A 17,555-nucleotide genomic window follows, 5' to 3' on the forward strand; every position below is an offset into this window, starting at 1 on the left:
GCAGAGCCGGGGACCTGTTCCGGGGTCAGTTCATTTGACAAAGGTCATCTCCCTCTTGTCTCCGAGGATGCCCTGCGGGCGGAAGATCACGAGCAGCATCAGAGCGATGCCGACGAAGACGAAAACGAGCGTCGATGCCTGGCTGTCGGACATCGGCAGCAGGCCTGCTTTCGCCAGGGAGGGCAGGAGGTTGGCCATGAAGGCGAACACCACCCAGAACAGCACGGCGCCCAGCGTCGGTCCGAACACCGTGGCCGCCCCGCCCAGAAGGAGGATGGTCCACAGGAAGAACGTCAGCGACGTCGAGTAGCTGCCGGGGACGACGGCGGAGGGGAGGACGAAGATGATCCCGCCCGCGGCACCGATCACGCCACCCACGACGAGCGCCTGCATCTTGTAGGCGAAGACGTTCTTGCCGAGCGAGCGCACGGCGTCCTCGTCTTCGCGGATGCCCTTGAGGACGCGACCCCAGGGGCTGCGCATCAGCGCCCACACCAAGAGGATGGCCGCGGCGAGCACGATCACGCCGAAGACCCGGTTCCAGAGGTCGTTGGCGCTGTACATCCAGGGTCCGAACCCGTAGGTCCCGGGGGGAATGGGGTTCGCGTCGCGGAACCCGCCGTTGTACTGGGCCAGGCCGTCGGCGCTGTTGGTCCATTCGTCGAACAGCTGCGTCGTGAACAGCAGTCGCACGATCTCACCGGCGGCGATCGTCGCGATCGCCAGGTAGTCGGCGCGAAGTCGCAGTGTCGGGATGCCGAGCAGGACGGCGAAGAGCGCGCCGCCGAGCAGACCGATGAGCATGCCGATCCACCAGGGCAGACCGAAGCTCAGCACCGAGATGGCGTAGCCGTAGCCGCCGATGGCCATGAAGGCGGCCATACCGAAGTTGAGCAGTCCCGCGTATCCGAAGTGCACGGCCAGGCCGGTCGCCGCGAGGGCGTAGGCGATGGTGACAGGGCTGAACAGGTAGACGGCCGTGTTCGAGAAGATGCTTCCGAAGTCCATGGCGATCAGCCCAACCTTTCCCTGCGTCCGAGCAGCCCCTGCGGTCTCACGAGGAGGATGACGATGAGCACCACGAGGGCGCTCGCATACTTCAGGTCGGACGGGATCCACAGGGTGGAGACCTCGACCGCCATCCCGACGATGAGGGAGCCCACCAGAGCACCGAACGCGGTGCCGAGGCCGCCGAGCGTGATCGCCGCGAAGATCAGCAGCAGCATCTGCATGCCCATGTCCCACTTCACGCCGGGGCGGAAGTAGGCCCAGAGGATGCCGGAGATGGCCGCCAAGGTGCCGGAGAGGATCCAGACGTAGCGGATGACCTTGTCCACATCGATCCCGGAGGCGGCGGCGAGCTGCGGGTTGTCGGAGATCGCGCGTGTCGCCTTGCCGATGCGGGTGCGCGTCAGGAAGAAGGCCACGGCCAGGATCACCACGATGCTCACCCCCATCGCGATCATGTCGATGTAGGACAGCGAGATCGGCCCGAACTGGATCGGCGTGGGGCTGGCGCCGGGGAGCTGGTAGGTGCCGCCGCCGATCATGAACTGGAAGGCGTAGCGCAGTGCCAGCGAGAGTCCGATGCTGACGATCATCAGCTGCACGACGCCGAGACCGCGTCGTCGCAGGGGACGCCAGATGCCGGCATCCAACGCCCAGCCGAACAGGCCGCCGCCGATGACGGCCGCGGCGACGCCGAGCCACAATGGGAGGTGCCAGAACGTGGTCGTGACGAGGGCGACGAGGCCGCCCCAGGTCACCATCTCGGCGTGCGCGAAGTTCGACAGCCGCGTGGTGCCGTAGATGAGAGCGGCACCCATCGAGGCCAGCGCCAGCAGCAGACCGAAGTTCAGGCCGCCGACCAGTCGCGAGAGCAGCTGGTCGATGAACGAGACGGTGATCCGCTGCCCCTCGCCGAGGAACAGATTCATGATCTTGGTCCCCGTGAGACCGAACTCGACCTCGAAGGAGGCGGTCGTTCCCGCGATCGGCTGCGTGCCCGGTGGCAGCAGGCTCGCATCGACGATCACACCGTCGGGGAGGGTCGACTCGTCGACCGTCAGCGTGTACTTCTCCTTCTCGGGCACGTACAGGCGCCACTTGCCTTCGGCGTCGGTCTCGGTCTCGCCCTTGAAACCGTTGCCTTCGATCGCCATGACGACGCCTTCGACGGGTTCGTCATCGAAGGTGACGACGCCGGCCAGGTAGAAGTCCGTGACCTCCTGCCCGTCGTCTGTCGTCTCGGCCGAGGCCGATGAGGGGGGCATGAACACGAACGCGCTGAGCGCCATGAGGACAGCGAGCAGCGCGACCACCCAGGGGCGCTTTCGCTGCACGGCGATTGTTGTGGGTCCCACGCAACCTCCACTTTGAGTGCTGTGTCTCTGCGATGTCGGGTTCGACCGCAGGGATGGACGACGCACTTGAGCGTAATGCGCGATCGGCGATTCACCTACGGTCCGTGTCAACAGTCCGATAACGGCGGGGCTCTGGGAATGTTCTCGGACGTGTCTCGCTTAGAATCTTCATACGGGCCGCGGCCCCGCACCGGCCGACGTCGACCACCCCCTCGCACTCGGACATGCGCGACTCGCGCAGAAGGAGAATCCATGGAACAGCACGATCCCTTCGGCTTCGTCGGGCTGACGTACGACGACGTGCTGCTGCTCCCCGGGCACACCGATGTGATCCCGAGCGAGGCCGACACCTCGTCGCGGATCACGCGCCGCATCTCGGTCGCCACCCCGCTGCTCTCCAGCGCGATGGACACGGTCACCGAGTCGCGCATGGCGATCGCGATGGCGCGCGAGGGCGGCATCGGAATCCTCCACCGCAACCTCTCCATCGCCGACCAGGCCGCGCACGTCGACCGCGTCAAGCGCAGCGAGTCCGGCATGATCACCGACCCCATCACGACGACGCAGGACGCGACGGTCGAAGAGGTCGACAACCTCTGCGCGAAGTACCGCATCTCGGGTCTTCCCGTCGTCGACGACGAGGGCAAGCTCGTCGGCATCATCACGAACCGCGACATGCGGTTCGTCTCGGGCTTCGAGCGTCAGACCACCTTCGTCAAGGACGTCATGACCAGGGAGAACCTGGTCACGGCTCCGGTCGGCGTGGCCGCGGGCGAGGTCATCGCCCTGTTCGCGAAGCACCGCGTCGAGAAGCTGCCGCTCATCGACGGCGACGGCAAGCTCGCCGGCCTCATCACCATCAAGGACTTCGACAAGAGCGAGAAGTACCCGCTCGCCACCAAGGATGACCAGGGCCGTCTGCGCGTCGGCGCTGCCATCGGCTTCTTCGGCGATGCCTGGGAGCGTGCCGAGGCGCTGCGCGACGCCGGTGTCGACGTTCTCGTGGTCGACACCGCCAACGGGCAGTCGCAGGGCGTCATCGATCTCGTTCGCCGGTTGAAGGCCGACGAGTCCTTCGCCCACATCGACATCATCGGCGGCAACGTCGCGACCCGCGAAGGCGCCCAGGCCCTGATCGACGCCGGCGTCGACGCCGTCAAGGTCGGAGTGGGCCCCGGGTCGATCTGCACCACGCGCGTCGTCGCCGGTGTGGGAGTGCCCCAGGTCACGGCAGTCTACGAAGCATCGCTCGCCGCTCGCCCCGCCGGCGTCCCCGTGATCGCAGACGGCGGCCTGCAGTATTCGGGCGACATCGCCAAGGCGCTGGTCGCCGGTGCCGACGCCGTGATGCTCGGCTCGCTCCTGGCCGGAACCGACGAGTCTCCCGGCGAGATCGTGTTCCAGTCCGGCAAGCAGTTCAAGCAGTACCGGGGCATGGGTTCGCTGGGCGCGATGCAGACCCGCGGCAAGCAGACCTCGTACTCGAAGGACCGCTACTTCCAGGCCGACGTCCCCAGTGACGACAAGCTGATCCCGGAGGGCATCGAGGGGCAGGTGCCCTACCGAGGACCGCTCTCCGCCGTCGCCTATCAGCTGGTCGGCGGACTGCGCCAGTCGATGTTCTACGTCGGCGCGCGCACGATCGAAGAGCTCAAGACGCGCGGCAAGTTCGTGCGCATCACCTCGGCGGGTCTCAAGGAATCGCACCCGCACGACGTGCAGATCGTGGTCGAGGCCCCGAACTACAAGAAGTAGTCGTCAGCCGACGCACGAGGGACCGGATGCGAAACGCATCCGGTCCCTCGTGCTTGCTGCGTCGCGCACGGGTCAGCCGCAGGTATAGGTGACCCCGTTGACCTCCCAGACGCCTGTGCCGAGTTCGGCACACATGCCGAAGATGGCGGCGAAGAAGGCGATGAAGAGGATGATCCCGATGATCTCGACGATCGTCAGGACCGCGCCGACGACGATGCCGGCGATCGCGAGACCCTTCGGCTGTCCGGCTTTGCCGAGCTTCACGGCGGCGACGATGCTCAGGATGAGGCCGATCGGGGCCGCCACGAACGCCAGGACGAGTCCGACGATCGACAGCACGCGCCCCGGCGGGCTCGGCTCGGGCTGCGGATACGCAGGCGCGGCGGGCGCCGAGTAGCCGGCGGCGGGCGCGGCGCCCGGCCCGGCGTCCCACGTCGGAGGCCCAGTCGGAGGTGCGGCCGGAGGGGCCGGGGGCGCGGTCGGTGGCGGGGTCACCGGGTTCGAGGAATCCGGTGCAGGCGGTTCGGGGAACGGGGGATTCGTCATGTTCTGTCCTGTCGACGGGGTGAGAGGTCACGCGCCGGCGGTTCCGGTAGCCCCGAGCGTAGCGAGGGCCCTCCGCTCGCACCATCCCCCACGGTGCGCGGCCGGTGGGCCGGGACGGGCTCCGGTTCCCGCCCTTCCGTCGATCGGCGAGCGGGCGTAGCGTGCGGGTATGTGTCGGAACATCGTCCCGTTGAACAATCTCGAACCCGCAGCCACCGATGAGGAATGCCACGATGCCGCCCTGCAGTTCGTGCGCAAGATCGCCGGGACCACGGCGCCGTCCCGAGCCAACCAGGCCGCCTTCGACAGTGCGGTCGGCGAGATCGCCCACGTCGTGAGCCGTCTTCTGAGCGAACTCGTGACCACCGCGCCACCGAAGAACCGCGAAGACGAGGCGGCGAAGCGGCGGGCGAGGTCCGCGGAGCGCTACGAGGCGATCCGGGTCTTCCAGCAGGAGAAGCGTGCCGCTCGCGCGGGAGGGTAGGGGAAGCGCCGACGGCGACGGCGACGCCGTATGCCAGAATCGACATACCCCGCTCGACTTTCCCTGCGGTCCCGGTGTTGAAGGCGCCGAGATCGCGTGACCGATCCCCATCGGTCAGGGAACCTCCCCAAGGAGAGCTGTAGAAAATGTCTGAGGATTCTCCTCGCGTACTCGTCGTCGATGACGATCCAGACGTCGCCCTGCTCGTGAAGACCGTGCTCGAGCGGCGCGCCGGATGCATCGTCGATGTCGCCGGAGATGGCCTGTCGGCTGTGGAGCGCGTCGCCGCCGTGCGTCCCGACGTCGTCGTGACCGACATCGAGATGCCGGGGCTCAGCGGTCTCGAGCTGCTGGCCGAGCTGCGGCGCACGGTGCCCTCGGTTCCCGTCGTGGTGATGACCGCCCATGTCTCCGTCGAATACGCGGTCTCCGCATTGCGGGCGCAGGCCGATGAGTTCCTGACCAAGCCGCTCGACAACGGCAAGCTCGTCGAGGCGGTCATGCGTCTCGTCGAGGAGGGCCGTCGTCGTCGAGAAGAGGCCCGCAAGCCCGAGCGGGTGCTCGCGATCGGAGCGCACCCCGATGATGTCGAGATCGGCGTCGGAGGACTCCTCGCCGCGCATGCCAGGGCTCAGGACGAGATCACGATCCTCACTCTCTCCCGCGGAGCCAGAGGGGGAGATGCCGACAGTCGGCAGAACGAGTCCCTGGCGTCTGCCGACATGCTGGGCGCCCGTCTCTTCCTGAAGGATCTCGTCGACACCGAGATCTCGGGAGGCGGCTCCACCGTCCGGATCATCGAAGAGGTCGTGCAGGAGATCCAGCCGACGATCGTCTACACCCACTCGAGCCACGACCGCCATCAGGATCACCGCGCCGTGAGCGAGGCGACCATCGTGGCCACGCGGCGCGTGGGAACGGTGGCGTGCTACCAGAGCCCGTCATCGACGATCGACTTCCGCCCCACGCGATTCGTTCGCATCGATAACTTCCTCGACGACAAGCTCCGGCTGCTCGAACGCTTCGGCTCCCAGACCGCGAGTCGTGACTACCTGGAACCCGAGTTCGTCACCGCGACGGCGCGGTACTGGTCGAGGTTCGGCGGGGGCACCGCCGTCGAACCCCTGGAAGTGGTGCGCGAGACAGCCGAGTTCATCGGCGCCCACGAACTCACGCGACGGGAGAGCTGATGACCAAGCGGGTGCTGGTGACGGGTGCGGGCGGGCCGGCGGGTGTCGCCGTCATCCGGTCGCTGCTTCGTCGATCCGATCTGACCGTGTTCGCCGCCGACATGGACGGCTGGGCGAGCGGCATCTACCTCGTGCCTCCGGCGCAGCGTCGGCTGGTGCCGCCGGGGAGGGATGACGACTTCGTGCCGGCGATCGCCCGGTTGGTCGCGGAAGACGACCTCGACCTGGTGATCTCGACCGTCGACGTCGAACTCATCGCCCTCGCGGGTCGGCGCGACGAGCTGGCCCCCGCCGTCCTGGCAGCGCCCTCGGCGGAGACTCTGCACACCGCGCTCGACAAACTCGCTCTCGCCGAGCGCTGCGCACCGACCGGACTCACCCCGCGCACCGTCCTCGCCGGACCGGACGCCGAGGCCGTCGACTGGGAGTTCCCGGTCTTCGCCAAGCCGCGTCAGGGGGCGGGCAGCCGCGGTGTGCGGCTGGTCCCCGATCGCGCAGCCCTCGAGGCGCTGCCGGGCGACGAGGGGCTCATCGTGCAGGACTTCCTCCCGGGGGAGGAGTACTCCGTCGATGTCATCGCCGACGCCGCGGGCACCATCGTCGCCGCTGTGCCCCGCACCCGCGCCAGGGTCGATTCCGGTGTGGCGATCGCCGGACGCACCGTGCGCGACCCCGAGCTCGAGGAGGCGGCGGCATCGATCGCGCGCGCGATCGGGCTCGTCGGCGTCGCGAACGTGCAGCTGCGTCGCGATCGCAGCGGCCGGGCGGTGCTGCTCGAGGTCAACCCACGCTTCCCCGGTGCCCTGCCCCTGACGATCGCGGCCGGTGTCGACATCCCGTCGCTCGTCGCTGATCTGTTCCTCGGCCGCGAGCTGCCCGTGCGGATCCCGTTCCGCGAGATCGCCTCGGTGCGCTTCCTGGAGGATGTGATCGTCGAGATCGACGACGTGCTGGTCTCCGACCATGCGGGGCATCAGGAGGAGCTGTGAGCCACGCGCTGCTTCGCGGCGACCATCACGTGCATTCGACGTTCTCGGACGATGCGGTGTCGACGCTCGCGCAGAACGTCGAGGCGGCGGCATCGGCCGGGTTGAGCACGCTGCGGCTGGTCGATCACGTGCGCCGGAGCACCACCTGGGTTCCGGAGTACCTCGCCGCCGTGCGTGCCCTCAGGGTTCCGGACGGCCTCACCGTGCTCACCGGCGTGGAGGCGAAGATCCTCGACGTCGCCGGCGCACTCGATGTGCCGCCGCTTCCGGACGGGATCGATCGGATCCTCATCGCCGACCACCAGTTCCCCGGCGTCGACGGCCCTCTCGGCCCCTCCGCCGTGCGGGAGCGGATCACCGCAGGCTGGGCGACCGACGACGTGCTCGACCAGTTCGTCGAGGCGCTCATCGCGACGATGCGCCGGTACCCGGGGAACCAGCTCGCGCACTGCTTCTCTATCCTCCCGAAGATCGGTCTGTCGGAGGCCGAGGTGGGCGCAGAGCGGACGGATGCCTGGGCGCGAGCCGCGGCCGAGACCGACACGCTCGTCGAGGTGAACGAGAAGTGGGGCTGCCCCGGGGCCGGGGCCTTGACTGCATTGCGTCGTGCCGGCGCGACGATCGTCGCCTCCACCGACAGCCACGACGCGTCGGAGGTCGGCCGATACTCCCGGATCCTCCCGTTGCTCGACGCGGGGGAGGCATCCTGATGACGGACCTCTCGGTGCTTGAGACCGTGCTGGTCGTCCTCCTCCTGCTGTGCGTCCTGGTCGGCACGCTGCCCGTGATCAACACCGGGTTGCAGTTCCTCGCGCTGCCACTGCACGCGTTCCGCAACCACTATGGCAAGGCCGCGCCGTACCACCCGAACGTCGCCGTCATCATCCCGGCGTGGAACGAGGGGGCGGTGATCGGCCCCGCGATCGAACGTCTGCTGCAGCTGGAGTATCCCGCCGAGCGCCTCCGGATCTTCGTCGTCGATGATGCCTCCACGGACGACACCCCCGCGATCGTCGGCGCCAAGGCGCAGTCCCACCCCGGTCGCGTCGTGCATCTGCGGCGCGAGAAGGGCGGCGAGGGCAAGGCGCACACTCTCAATCACGGCCTCGACGTCGTCCTGGCCGACTCCTGGACCGAGTCCGTGCTGATCATGGACGCGGATGTGATCTTCGCGCGCGACTCGCTGCGCAAACTCACCAGGCACCTCGCCGATGAGAAGGTCGGCGCCGTCACCGCGTACATCGCGGAGGGCAGCCGCGACCGCAACTACCTCACGCGGTTCATCGCGATCGAGTACGTGATCGGCCAGCTCTCCGCCCGTCGCGTGCAGAACGTGGGCGGCGCGATCGCCTGCCTCGCCGGCGGTGCGCAGCTGCACTCGCGGGCGAACCTCGAGGCCATCGGCGGAAGGATCCCCACGGGGACGCTCGCCGAGGACACGATGACGACCTTCGAGGGGCAGCTCAAGGGGCGGCGGATGGTCTTCGAGCCGCACGCCGTGGTGCTGGCCGAGGAGCCGCGGACGATCGACAGTCTGTGGAAGCAGCGGCTGCGCTGGGCGCGCGGGAACGTGCAGCTCACCTCGATCTATCGCAAGCTCTGGTTCCGTCCGAGCCGGGAGCACAACCTGGGCAGCTTCGGGTTCGGTCTCGCGTGGTTCACGATCCTGCTGCTGCCCGCCTTCATGCTCCTGGCCGCGGCGGGGATGCTCGCACTGCTCGTCCTGCACAGCGACATCGCCGAGTTCGTCTTCCGCTTCATGTGGATCTCCGCAGCCTGCATCTACCTCTTCTCGATGCTGTACTCGGTGCAGCTCGATCCGCGGACCGGCCGTCATTCCTGGCGCGAGGCGATCATGTTCCCGGGGCTCGGGGCGCTGATCCTGATGGCCATCGCGCTGTTCCCCTGGGCGTTCGAGTCGCTCCTCAGGGTGATCGGGCTGGGGCTCACGGATCAGTCGCGCTTCATGTGGGCCGTGATCTTCTACCTGTGGGGGCCGATCTCGATGCTCGGCATCTGGCTGGCGCGTGCCGTGGAGCCCCTTCCCGGCGGCCGGTTCTTCGCGGGCCTGCTGCTCTACATCTGCGGGTACGGCTCCCTGCTGTGCGCCATCACCGTCGACTCCTACATCAAGGAGTGGCGTCGGGCCGATGCCTCCTGGATCAAGACCGAGAAGATCGGACGTGTCGACTCATGACCGAAACCCCGTCGCATGATGCCGAGGAGGACGAGATCGTCTCGGACGCCAGACGAGAGCGTCGGCTCATCCCGCAGGCGCTGCTCGCCCTCGCCGTCGTGGTCGTCGTCGTCGTGGTGCGAGAGCTGTTGCTTCGATGACCGGCAGGCCGCTGGCCCTCGTCGTCGAGGACGCCCCTGATCAGGCCGCGCTGCTGCGCCGCTACCTCGATCGTGAGGGCTTCGACGTCTTCGTCGCCCGCGACGCGGAGTCGGCGATCGCGGCGTTCGCCGAGATCGACCCCGTCCTGGCGGTGCTCGACCTCTTCCTCCCCGGCATCTCGGGTCAGGAGTGCGCGCGCGCAGTCCGCGAGCGCTTCCCGGAGTGCTTCCTCGTGATCAGTTCGGTGCTCGACGCCGTCGACTACCCGCCGGCCGATGCCGTCCTGCCGAAGCCGATCACGGGCTCCGATCTGCATGCCATCGTGGAGAGGGTTCGACGATGAGGGCGACACCGCTGGATCGTGCGGAGAACCGCTGGTACCAGGTCTTCGACAACCCGAGCCCGCTGCTCAAGCAGGCGCCGACGGTCATCGCGACGGTTGTCGCGGCGATCCTGACCTGGTGGGTCCCCGACCTTCCGATCTCACGCATCGCGCCGGCGGTGGCAGGGGTCGCCATCGTCCTCGTCGCCACGGTGGTCGCGGCCGTCCTCACGGTACGCGGGGTCCATGAGGGCTGGGTCGTGCTGCTCATCCCCATCGTCGACATCGCCGGTCTCGGGCTCTTCCGCACCGGCACCGGGGGCCCCACCTCGCTCTTCTCGTCGCTCGTGCTGCTGCCCGTGGTCTGGCTGGCCGCGGCCCCCGGCATCCGCTGGGTGTTCGTCGTCGGCGGGTTGACCTCCATCGCCCTGCTGATGCCGTACTTCACCGACCCACCCGACACCTCGGTCGAGTGGCTGCGCGGGGTGGTGGGTCCCCTCGTGTTCTCCGCGGTGGCCGCCGTCATCAACCAGCTCTCGCGGCAGCAGCGCATGCGCGTCGAGCAGGCGGAGGAACTCGTGGCCGAGCGCACCAGGTCGCTGTCGGAGAACGTCGCGATGATCGTGCAACTGCGCGACAAGGAGCGTCAGTACCGAGAGCTGTTGGATTCCTTCGAGAGCCTGTGGTCATCGATCACGGCGCAGGCGGTGATCGCCACGGACCGCGGCGGCATCGTGACGGCCTGGAATCCCGGGGCCGTCCGGCTTCTCGGCCTGCCGGTCGACGAGGCGCTGGGCGGCGTCCGCATCGACCGCTTCTTCTCGAGCGCCGCGCTGTCGATGCTGGCCTCGGACAACACGGAGCCACCGCATCCGGTAGACGGCCTGTCGATGGCAGACGGCGCGCTCGCCCCCGGCATCAGGGCTCTGTTCGCCCAGGCCGACGCGGGGCTCACGGTCGACGGCGACATCGAGGTGGTCACGGCGGGAGGCACCACGGTTCCGGCGCGCGTGACCGTCAGCCCGCACAAGGACGGCGCCGGTGCGCAGCAGGGCTATCTGTTCGTCCTCACCGATGAGACCAGGGCCGTCGAGGTCGCCCGCATGAAGGACGAGTTCGTCGGGATGATCTCGCACGAGCTGCGCACGCCCCTCAGCGCGATCATCGGTTTCCTCGACCTCCTCCAGAACGATCCGGCGCAGCCGCTCACCGACGATCAGCAGGAGTTCGTCGGCATCATCGAGCGCAACGCGCAGCGTCTGCTCAACCTCGTCGGCGATCTGCTCTTCACCGCTCAGGTCGAATCCGGACGATTCCCGCTCGAGCGCGAGGAGGCCGACGTCGCCGCGCTGGTCCGGTCGGCGGTGGCGTCGGCCGGCCCGCACGCGCAGCGAGAGGGAGTCGAGCTCGTGGCGGAGGTCGAGCCCGGTGCCGTGCCCGTCTTCATCGACGCCGGCAGGGTGGGGCAGGCCATCGACAACCTGCTCTCCAACGCCATCAAGTTCACCCCGCGAGGGGGCACGGTCACCGCCCGCGTGCGCGCGGTCGACGGCGGCGTGGAGTTCTCGATCGCCGACACCGGGGTCGGCATCCCCGAAGACGAACAGGGGATGCTCTTCACCCGCTTCTTCCGCGCATCGACCGCGACGCGCAATGCGGTGCCGGGGGTGGGGCTCGGTCTCACGATCACCCGCGCGATCGTCCTGGCGCACGGCGGGACGATGGAGGTCTCGAGCCAGGAGGGCGTGGGAACGGAGTTCCGCTTCACCCTGCCGGCAGCTCCCCGCACCGAGGTGCTGATGAGTCTGAGCCGCGCCGACTGATCGCGGCTCCAGAGGAGAGGACATCGCCGTGACGCCGTGTGTCCGGGTGTGAAGCCCGATGACGGACGGCAGGCGCGACGCGGGCGCTGCTCGCTAGCGTCGGGCCATGACTCTTCTCCAGGAACAGCTCGCGGGTGTCGCCGACGTCACTGCGGCCGAGCGTGCACAGCGACTCACCGACGCCGGAGCGGCGTGGAACGAGCGGATCGCGGCGGACCACGCGAACGCCCAGCTCACCTACCGGGTCAGTGGTCGGGGCATCGGGTCCGTGGCGACCGAGATCCGTGCGGGAAAGCACCGCTTCCTCGTCGACGAACCGGGTGCGCTCGCCGGCGACGATGTGGCGGCGAGCCCGGTCGAGTACGCGCTGGGCGCGCTGGTCTCGTGCCAGGTCGTCGTCTACCGGCTCTACGCGCAGGCTCTCGGGCTCACGATCGACGAGATCGAGATCACGGCCGAGGGCGACCTCGACGTGCGCAAGCTCTTCGGCATCGATGAGTCGGGGCGCGCCGGATTCCACGACGTGCGGGTGTCGGTCGATATCACGGGACCGGACGGTGCGGAACAGTACGAGAACCTGCGCGCCGTCGTCGATGCGCACTGCCCGGTGCTCGACCTGTTCGCCGCGCCCGTTCCGACCTCGAGCGTTCTCGCCTGAGCGGAGTTCGGAGCATCGCGGCTCCGCCTGATAGCCTGGTCGGCTCGGCATGCGCGGGCGGAAGGACGGCCACGCACCGTGGGCTCTATCGATGTATCCAGCGTCTCCTTGACGCTCCCTGACGGCAGACCGCTTCTCGATGAGGCGAGCTTCCGTGTCGGCGCCGGCTCGACGAGCGCGCTGATCGGCCCGAACGGCGCAGGGAAGACCACCATGCTGCGGATCATCCGCGGTGACCAGGCCGCCGATGACGGCGTCGTCACGATCGACGGCGGGCTCGGTGTCATGGACCAGTTCGTCGGCCACGGCGAGGCCGGGGAGACGGTGCACCAGCTTCTGGTGCGCGTCGCCCCTGCGCGCATCCGCGGGGCGGCCGAGGCGCTCGAGTCCGCCGAGAACGCGCTGATCGAACGCGACGAGCACGACACGCAGATGGCCTACGCGTCGGCGATCGCCGAGTACGCGGATGCGGGCGGCTACGAGCACGAGACCGTCTGGGACCAGTGCACGATCGCAGCCCTCGGTGTGCCGTACGAGCGCGCCAGGTATCGCGAGCTCACCACCCTCTCCGGCGGAGAGCAGAAGCGGCTCGCGCTCGAGGCCCTGCTGCGCGGCCCGGATGAGGTGCTGCTTCTCGACGAGCCGGACAACTACCTCGACGTGCCCACCAAGAGGTGGCTGGAGGAGCAGTTGCGGCAGACCTCGAAGACCGTGTTGCTGGTTTCGCACGACCGGGAGCTGCTCGCACGCGCCGCCGATCGGCTCATCACGCTCGAGCCCGGAGGCGCCGGCGCCACGGTCTGGGTGCACGGCGGCGGATTCGGCACGTACCAGCAGGCGAGGACCGACCGGATGGACCGGCTGGACGAGCTGCGCCGGCGCTGGGACGAGCAGCACGCGAAGCTGCGCACCCTGGTGGCGAACCTCAAGGTGAAGGCCTCGGCGAACGACGGCTTCGCCTCGCGCTATCAGGCCGCCCAGACCCGCCTGCGCAAGTTCGAGGAGGTCGGCCCGCCCGAGGAGCGCCCGCCCGCCCAGGAGTTCGACATGCGGTTGCGCGGCGCCCGCACGGGCAAGCGGGCCGTGGTCGCGCAGCGCCTGGAACTGACCGGGCTGATGCGTGCGTTCGACACCGAGGTCTGGTACGGCGATCGGGTGGCCGTGCTCGGATCGAACGGATCGGGCAAGTCGCACTTCCTGCGGCTGCTCGCCCGCGGCGGCAGCGACCCCGACTCGACGCTCGGCCATGTCACCTCGACGGGCGAGCAGCTCGGCCCGGTGGCGCACACCGGCACCGCCACCCTCGGAGCGCGGGTCGTTCCTGGACTGTTCGCGCAGACGCACGCGCATCCGGAGTTCGTCGGGCGCACGCTGCTGGAGATCCTGCATCGCGGAGACGATCGTCGTGCCGGGATGCCGCGCGACGCCGCGAGCTCGGCTCTGGACCGCTACGGACTCGTGCGGCAGGCCCAGCAGACGTTCGACTCGCTCTCGGGAGGACAGCAGGCGCGTTTCCAGGTGCTCCTGCTCGAGCTCTCCGGTGCGACGCTGCTGCTGTTGGACGAGCCGACCGACAACCTCGACCTGGAATCGGCCGAGGCACTCGAACAGGCACTCGCGCGCTTCGCGGGCACGGTGCTCGCGGTCACGCACGACCGCTGGTTCGCGCGGTCCTTCGACCGGTTCCTGGTGTTCGGAGGAGACGGCGAGGTCTACGAGTCGGATGAGCCGGTGTGGGATGAGAAGCGGGTGACGCGCACGCGGTGACGCCTCCGGGCGCTCAGGGCAGCCGGAAGGGCGCAGCGGCGCGCGCGTCGGGGTCGGTGGCGAGGTCGGCGAGCACTCCACCGACGCCCGGTGCGAACTTGAAGCCGTGGCCGGAGAATCCGGCTCCGACGACGATCCGGCCTCGCCGGTCGAGCACGAAGGTCCCGTCGTCGGTCGAGGTGTAGGTGCAGCTGATCGGCACCGCGGATGCCGGGTCGAGGCCGGGCATCCACTCCCGCACGTAGTCGGAGAGCGCGCGCTGGTGCGTCGGCAGGTGCGGACGGGCATCCGGGTCGACGGCATCGCCGACACCGTGGAACCCCACCTTGACCCCTTCGCCGGGCGTCGGCATGCCGTACACGGCCGCGGGGTACGCCTCCGGGTCGACGTAGTGGTTGAACGACGGCCACGGGGCCTCCGTCAGCGGCCGGAAGTGCGCCGGCGTCTCTTCGGTGACGGTGAGAGCCGGCAGGTCGAGGCGCGGGAGGAGCGTGCGCGTCCACGCGCCGGCCGTCACGACGAGGGTCTGCGCGCGCAGCCGGGTGCCGTCGGAGAGGCCGATCTCCGCACCGTCCGCAGTCTCGGCGATGTGCGCGACCGGAGTGCTCCAGCGCACCTCGCCGCCGCCGACGACGATGCGCCGTTCCAACTCCCGCAGCGTCTCGGTCGCCCGTACGACCCCGGCATCCGAGGACCACAGCACGTCGCCGTCGAAGCGCATGCCCGGCCACCGGGTGCCCGCCTCGACGGGGGAGAGGACCGTGTTCGGGATGCCGCGGGCATCGAGCCCCTCCTGCACGGCGGCCATGTCGAGACGGCCGTGCGTGACGAGTCCGTGCAGCCGCAGAAGCGGCTCGCCGTCGACGTCTCCGAGCGCATCCCAGCCGGCACGGGCGCGCACGAGCAGGTCGAGGTAGTGCTCCTCGCCGTAGGCGTTGTTGAAGTTGCGGGTCGCGCCGTGCGATGCGCCTTCGTGGTGTCCGCGGGCGAATCGCTCCAGCACCACGGGGCGAAGGCCTCGGCGCACCAGCTCCCAGGCCGTGGCCAGGCCCATGACGCCCGCGCCCACGACCACGATGTCCACGTCGTCGGTCCTCATGCTGCCTCCCGGTCTCGGATCCAGTCTCCCAGCACGGGCGACTGCGGCCGCCGGGTAGGCTGGAGGGGTGACCATGGAGATCGAGCTCGGCCGAGGAAAGCGTGCACGTCGCGCGTACACGTTCGATGACATCGCGGTGGTGCCTTCCCGGCGCACGCGCAACCCGGAGGATGTGTCCACCGCCTGGACGATCGACGCCTTCGGCTTCGGGATCCCGGTGCTCGGAGCACCGATGGACTCGGTGGTGAGCCCGCAGACGGCGATCATGCTCGGTCAGCTCGGCGGTCTGGGCGTGCTCGACCTCGAGGGTTTGTGGACGCGCTACGAGAACCCCGAGCCGCTGCTGGCGGAGATCGCAGGCCTCGACGCGGCGACGGCCACCGTCCGCATGCAGGAGCTGTACTCCGAGCCGATCAGGCCCGAGCTCATCACCCGTCGCCTCGCCGAGATCCGCGAGGCCGGCGTCACCGTCGCCGGGTCCCTGACCCCCCAGCGCACCCAGGAGTTCTACGACACCGTCGCCGCCGCCGGCGTCGACCTGTTCGTGATCCGCGGCACCACGGTGTCGGCCGAGCACGTGTCGAGCGTGGCAGAGCCCCTCAACCTCAAGAAGTTCATCTACGACCTCGACGTCCCCGTCATCGTGGGCGGTGCGGCGACCTACACCGCTGCCCTGCACCTGATGCGCACGGGAGCCGCCGGCGTGCTCGTCGGCTTCGGCGGGGGAGCGGCATCGACCACCCGCGCGACCCTCGGCATCCACGCGCCGATGGCGACCGCTGTCTCCGACGTCGCCGCCGCGCGTCGCGACTACCTCGACGAATCCGGTGGACGCTACGTGCACGTGATCGCCGACGGCGGCGTCGGCACGTCCGGCGACATCGTCAAGGCTCTCGCGATGGGCGCCGATGCGGTCATGCTCGGCGTCGCGCTCGCTCGCGCCACCGACGCGCCCGGCCGCGGGTTCCACTGGGGCCCCGAGGCCCATCACCCCAAGCTGCCGCGCGGCCACCGTGTCGAGGTCGGAGGCATCGGCACGCTCGAGGAGATCCTCTACGGTCCTGCGCCCGTCGCGGACGGCACCGCGAACCTCATCGGTGCGTTGCGCAAGTCGATGGCGACCACCGGGTACTCCGACCTCAAGGAGTTCCAGCGGGTCGAGGTCGTGCTCGCACCGTACGAGGCCTGAGGTCCTGCGCTTCACCGTGACCACTCCTGCCCTGTTCCCCCCGACGCTCCGCGAGGTCATGCTCCGGGGACGTTGGATCGCGATGCTCCTGCTCTGCCTGCTCGTGGCCGGAGTCTTCGCCTGGCTCGGTCAGTGGCAGCTGGAGCGCGCGATCGAGACCGACCCGCCCGCGCCCGGTGCCACCGAAGAGGTGCAGCAGCTCTCGGATGTCCTCGAGCCCGGCCAGTATCTCCCCGAGCCGCTGGTGGGCCAGCGCGTCGAGACCACGGGGGCCTGGGTCCCCGGCGACTTCATCGTCGTGTCGAGTCGGTTCAACGACGACGTCCAGGGGTACTGGGTCACCGGTCAGCTCCGGGTCGACGAGCGCGTGTCCATCGCCGTCGCGATCGGCTGGGCGCCGGACCGTGAGACCGCGGATGCGGCCGTGAAGGATCTCGAGGCCGGCGCCGACGGCTCCGAGGTCGACATCACCGGACGCATCATCTCGGACGAGGGTCCGCGGGTGCCGCCGCATTCCGATCCGCAGCAGCTCGACCGGATGTCTCCCGCCGCTCTCCTCAGCCGCTGGCACGATGCCGAAGGTCTCGACGTCTATCGTCCGTACCTCGCCTCCACGACCGCCACCGCCGGGCTGGTCGACATCTCGTCACCGGCACCCGATGAGATGTCGCCGGTCAACTGGCTCAACGTGTTCTATGCGGTCGAGTGGGCGATCTTCGCCGGCTTCGCCTTCTACCTCTGGTACCGCCTCGCGAAAGACGCCTGGGAACGCGAGGTCGAGGAGTTCGAAGACGAGGCCGAGGCCAGAGCCACTGCCGGATAACCCGCGCATTCGCGCGCCCCGAGGTGCGCAATTGTGCGGCGCGGCAGGTCGTTAGCGACCTTCGTCAGGGGTCGCTCGGGCCATCCGGTGATCGCTCGATGACGAATCGGAAAACTCCGTTGAGGATGTCGGGACCGCTCCGTATGCTCGCACCATGTGAGCATGCTGGGAGTTTCCCCTGTGTGCCGTGACAGTCCTGAGAAGTGTCG

At 69.0% G+C, this 17,555-nt stretch carries 17 protein-coding genes; 13 read left to right on the top strand and 4 right to left on the bottom strand.

The window, feature by feature from the left end:
* Positions 1-30 precede the first annotated feature (30 nt).
* Both ACP699_RS16070 and ACP699_RS16075 read right to left on the bottom strand, forming a co-directional pair.
* The gene (locus ACP699_RS16070) at positions 31-1,008 is read right to left on the bottom strand and encodes a branched-chain amino acid ABC transporter permease (RefSeq protein ID WP_055870398.1); all 978 of its coding nucleotides are present in this window, start codon (positions 1,006-1,008) and stop codon (positions 31-33) included.
* Between the two features lie 5 nt (positions 1,009-1,013).
* Complete coding sequence (locus ACP699_RS16075; protein WP_036322675.1) at positions 1,014-2,297, bottom strand: branched-chain amino acid ABC transporter permease; 1,284 nt, start codon at positions 2,295-2,297, stop codon at positions 1,014-1,016.
* Between the two features lie 318 nt (positions 2,298-2,615).
* Here ACP699_RS16075 and guaB point away from each other — a divergent pair, with 318 nt between their 5' ends.
* Complete coding sequence (gene guaB, locus ACP699_RS16080; protein WP_017828274.1) at positions 2,616-4,118, top strand: IMP dehydrogenase; 1,503 nt, start codon at positions 2,616-2,618, stop codon at positions 4,116-4,118.
* A 72-nt stretch (positions 4,119-4,190) separates the two neighbouring features.
* On the opposite strand, the gene ACP699_RS16085 is transcribed toward guaB, so the two are convergent.
* Entirely contained in the window at positions 4,191-4,664 is a 474-nt protein-coding gene (locus ACP699_RS16085; RefSeq protein ID WP_127481965.1) for a DUF4190 domain-containing protein, read from the bottom strand.
* A 169-nt stretch (positions 4,665-4,833) separates the two neighbouring features.
* On the opposite strand from ACP699_RS16085, the gene ACP699_RS16090 reads away from it, so the two are divergent.
* From ACP699_RS16090 to ACP699_RS16135, 10 genes are all read left to right on the top strand, one after another.
* Positions 4,834-5,148, top strand: a complete 315-nt coding sequence (locus ACP699_RS16090) for a DUF2277 domain-containing protein (protein WP_017828276.1) — start codon at positions 4,834-4,836, stop codon at positions 5,146-5,148.
* A gap of 146 nt (positions 5,149-5,294) precedes the next feature.
* Positions 5,295-6,338, top strand: a complete 1,044-nt coding sequence (locus tag ACP699_RS16095; protein WP_302791232.1) for a response regulator — start codon at positions 5,295-5,297, stop codon at positions 6,336-6,338.
* Entirely contained in the window at positions 6,338-7,327 is a 990-nt protein-coding gene (locus tag ACP699_RS16100; protein WP_302791233.1) for an ATP-grasp domain-containing protein, read from the top strand. Before ACP699_RS16095 ends, ACP699_RS16100 begins: the two co-directional genes overlap by 1 nt.
* On the top strand, positions 7,324-8,037 hold the full coding sequence (locus tag ACP699_RS16105) for a PHP domain-containing protein (RefSeq protein ID WP_426172272.1): 714 nt from the start codon (positions 7,324-7,326) through the stop codon (positions 8,035-8,037). Before ACP699_RS16100 ends, ACP699_RS16105 begins: the two co-directional genes overlap by 4 nt.
* Positions 8,037-9,524: a glycosyltransferase family 2 protein gene (locus tag ACP699_RS16110; protein WP_426172274.1), complete on the top strand. Its 1,488-nt coding sequence runs from the start codon at positions 8,037-8,039 to the stop codon at positions 9,522-9,524. The genes ACP699_RS16105 and ACP699_RS16110 overlap by 1 nt, the downstream gene beginning before the upstream one ends.
* Entirely contained in the window at positions 9,521-9,664 is a 144-nt protein-coding gene (locus ACP699_RS16115; RefSeq protein WP_426172275.1) for a hypothetical protein, read from the top strand. Before ACP699_RS16110 ends, ACP699_RS16115 begins: the two co-directional genes overlap by 4 nt.
* Positions 9,661-10,008, top strand: a complete 348-nt coding sequence (locus ACP699_RS16120; protein WP_055877392.1) for a response regulator transcription factor — start codon at positions 9,661-9,663, stop codon at positions 10,006-10,008. Before ACP699_RS16115 ends, ACP699_RS16120 begins: the two co-directional genes overlap by 4 nt.
* Positions 10,005-11,810 (top strand): sensor histidine kinase, encoded by a 1,806-nt coding sequence (locus ACP699_RS16125; RefSeq protein ID WP_288969021.1) that lies wholly within the window; start codon positions 10,005-10,007, stop codon positions 11,808-11,810. The genes ACP699_RS16120 and ACP699_RS16125 overlap by 4 nt, the downstream gene beginning before the upstream one ends.
* A 106-nt stretch (positions 11,811-11,916) precedes the next feature.
* Positions 11,917-12,468 (top strand): OsmC family protein, encoded by a 552-nt coding sequence (locus ACP699_RS16130; protein ID WP_055870430.1) that lies wholly within the window; start codon positions 11,917-11,919, stop codon positions 12,466-12,468.
* A 78-nt stretch (positions 12,469-12,546) separates the two neighbouring features.
* Positions 12,547-14,235: an ABC-F family ATP-binding cassette domain-containing protein gene (locus ACP699_RS16135; protein ID WP_426172279.1), complete on the top strand. Its 1,689-nt coding sequence runs from the start codon at positions 12,547-12,549 to the stop codon at positions 14,233-14,235.
* A gap of 13 nt (positions 14,236-14,248) precedes the next feature.
* On the opposite strand, the gene ACP699_RS16140 is transcribed toward ACP699_RS16135, so the two are convergent.
* On the bottom strand, positions 14,249-15,334 hold the full coding sequence (locus tag ACP699_RS16140) for an FAD-dependent oxidoreductase (protein WP_288969025.1): 1,086 nt from the start codon (positions 15,332-15,334) through the stop codon (positions 14,249-14,251).
* A gap of 73 nt (positions 15,335-15,407) precedes the next feature.
* Here ACP699_RS16140 and ACP699_RS16145 point away from each other — a divergent pair, with 73 nt between their 5' ends.
* Entirely contained in the window at positions 15,408-16,523 is a 1,116-nt protein-coding gene (locus ACP699_RS16145) for a GuaB3 family IMP dehydrogenase-related protein (protein WP_017828287.1), read from the top strand.
* A 58-nt stretch (positions 16,524-16,581) separates the two neighbouring features.
* Positions 16,582-17,346 carry an SURF1 family protein gene (locus ACP699_RS16150; protein WP_055871196.1) on the top strand — a complete coding sequence of 255 codons (765 nt, stop codon included), beginning with the start codon at positions 16,582-16,584 and terminating at the stop codon, positions 17,344-17,346.
* The last annotated feature ends 209 nt before the right edge of the window (positions 17,347-17,555 follow it).

It is taken from the genome of Microbacterium sp. DWRC1-3 (genome assembly GCF_049896645.1).
Taxonomy (GTDB): domain Bacteria; phylum Actinomycetota; class Actinomycetes; order Actinomycetales; family Microbacteriaceae; genus Microbacterium; species Microbacterium maritypicum.

What these genes read in the sequence shown, in the direction of transcription:
- ACP699_RS16110 (WP_426172274.1), top strand. Translation starts at nt 8,037, where the DNA reads ATGACGGACCTCTCGGTGCTTGAGACCGTGCTGGTCGTCCTCCTCCTG.
- ACP699_RS16115 (WP_426172275.1), top strand. Translation starts at nt 9,521, where the DNA reads ATGACCGAAACCCCGTCGCATGATGCCGAGGAGGACGAGATCGTCTCG.
- ACP699_RS16075 (WP_036322675.1), bottom strand. Translation starts at nt 2,297, where the DNA reads ATGGCGCTCAGCGCGTTCGTGTTCATGCCCCCCTCATCGGCCTCGGCC.
- ACP699_RS16090 (WP_017828276.1), top strand. Translation starts at nt 4,834, where the DNA reads ATGTGTCGGAACATCGTCCCGTTGAACAATCTCGAACCCGCAGCCACC.
- ACP699_RS16140 (WP_288969025.1), bottom strand. Translation starts at nt 15,334, where the DNA reads ATGAGGACCGACGACGTGGACATCGTGGTCGTGGGCGCGGGCGTCATG.
- ACP699_RS16130 (WP_055870430.1), top strand. Translation starts at nt 11,917, where the DNA reads ATGACTCTTCTCCAGGAACAGCTCGCGGGTGTCGCCGACGTCACTGCG.
- ACP699_RS16120 (WP_055877392.1), top strand. Translation starts at nt 9,661, where the DNA reads ATGACCGGCAGGCCGCTGGCCCTCGTCGTCGAGGACGCCCCTGATCAG.
- ACP699_RS16095 (WP_302791232.1), top strand. Translation starts at nt 5,295, where the DNA reads ATGTCTGAGGATTCTCCTCGCGTACTCGTCGTCGATGACGATCCAGAC.
- ACP699_RS16070 (WP_055870398.1), bottom strand. Translation starts at nt 1,008, where the DNA reads ATGGACTTCGGAAGCATCTTCTCGAACACGGCCGTCTACCTGTTCAGC.
- ACP699_RS16125 (WP_288969021.1), top strand. Translation starts at nt 10,005, where the DNA reads ATGAGGGCGACACCGCTGGATCGTGCGGAGAACCGCTGGTACCAGGTC.
- ACP699_RS16145 (WP_017828287.1), top strand. Translation starts at nt 15,408, where the DNA reads ATGGAGATCGAGCTCGGCCGAGGAAAGCGTGCACGTCGCGCGTACACG.
- ACP699_RS16100 (WP_302791233.1), top strand. Translation starts at nt 6,338, where the DNA reads ATGACCAAGCGGGTGCTGGTGACGGGTGCGGGCGGGCCGGCGGGTGTC.
- guaB (WP_017828274.1), top strand. Translation starts at nt 2,616, where the DNA reads ATGGAACAGCACGATCCCTTCGGCTTCGTCGGGCTGACGTACGACGAC.
- ACP699_RS16150 (WP_055871196.1), top strand. Translation starts at nt 16,582, where the DNA reads ATGCTCCGGGGACGTTGGATCGCGATGCTCCTGCTCTGCCTGCTCGTG.
- ACP699_RS16085 (WP_127481965.1), bottom strand. Translation starts at nt 4,664, where the DNA reads ATGACGAATCCCCCGTTCCCCGAACCGCCTGCACCGGATTCCTCGAAC.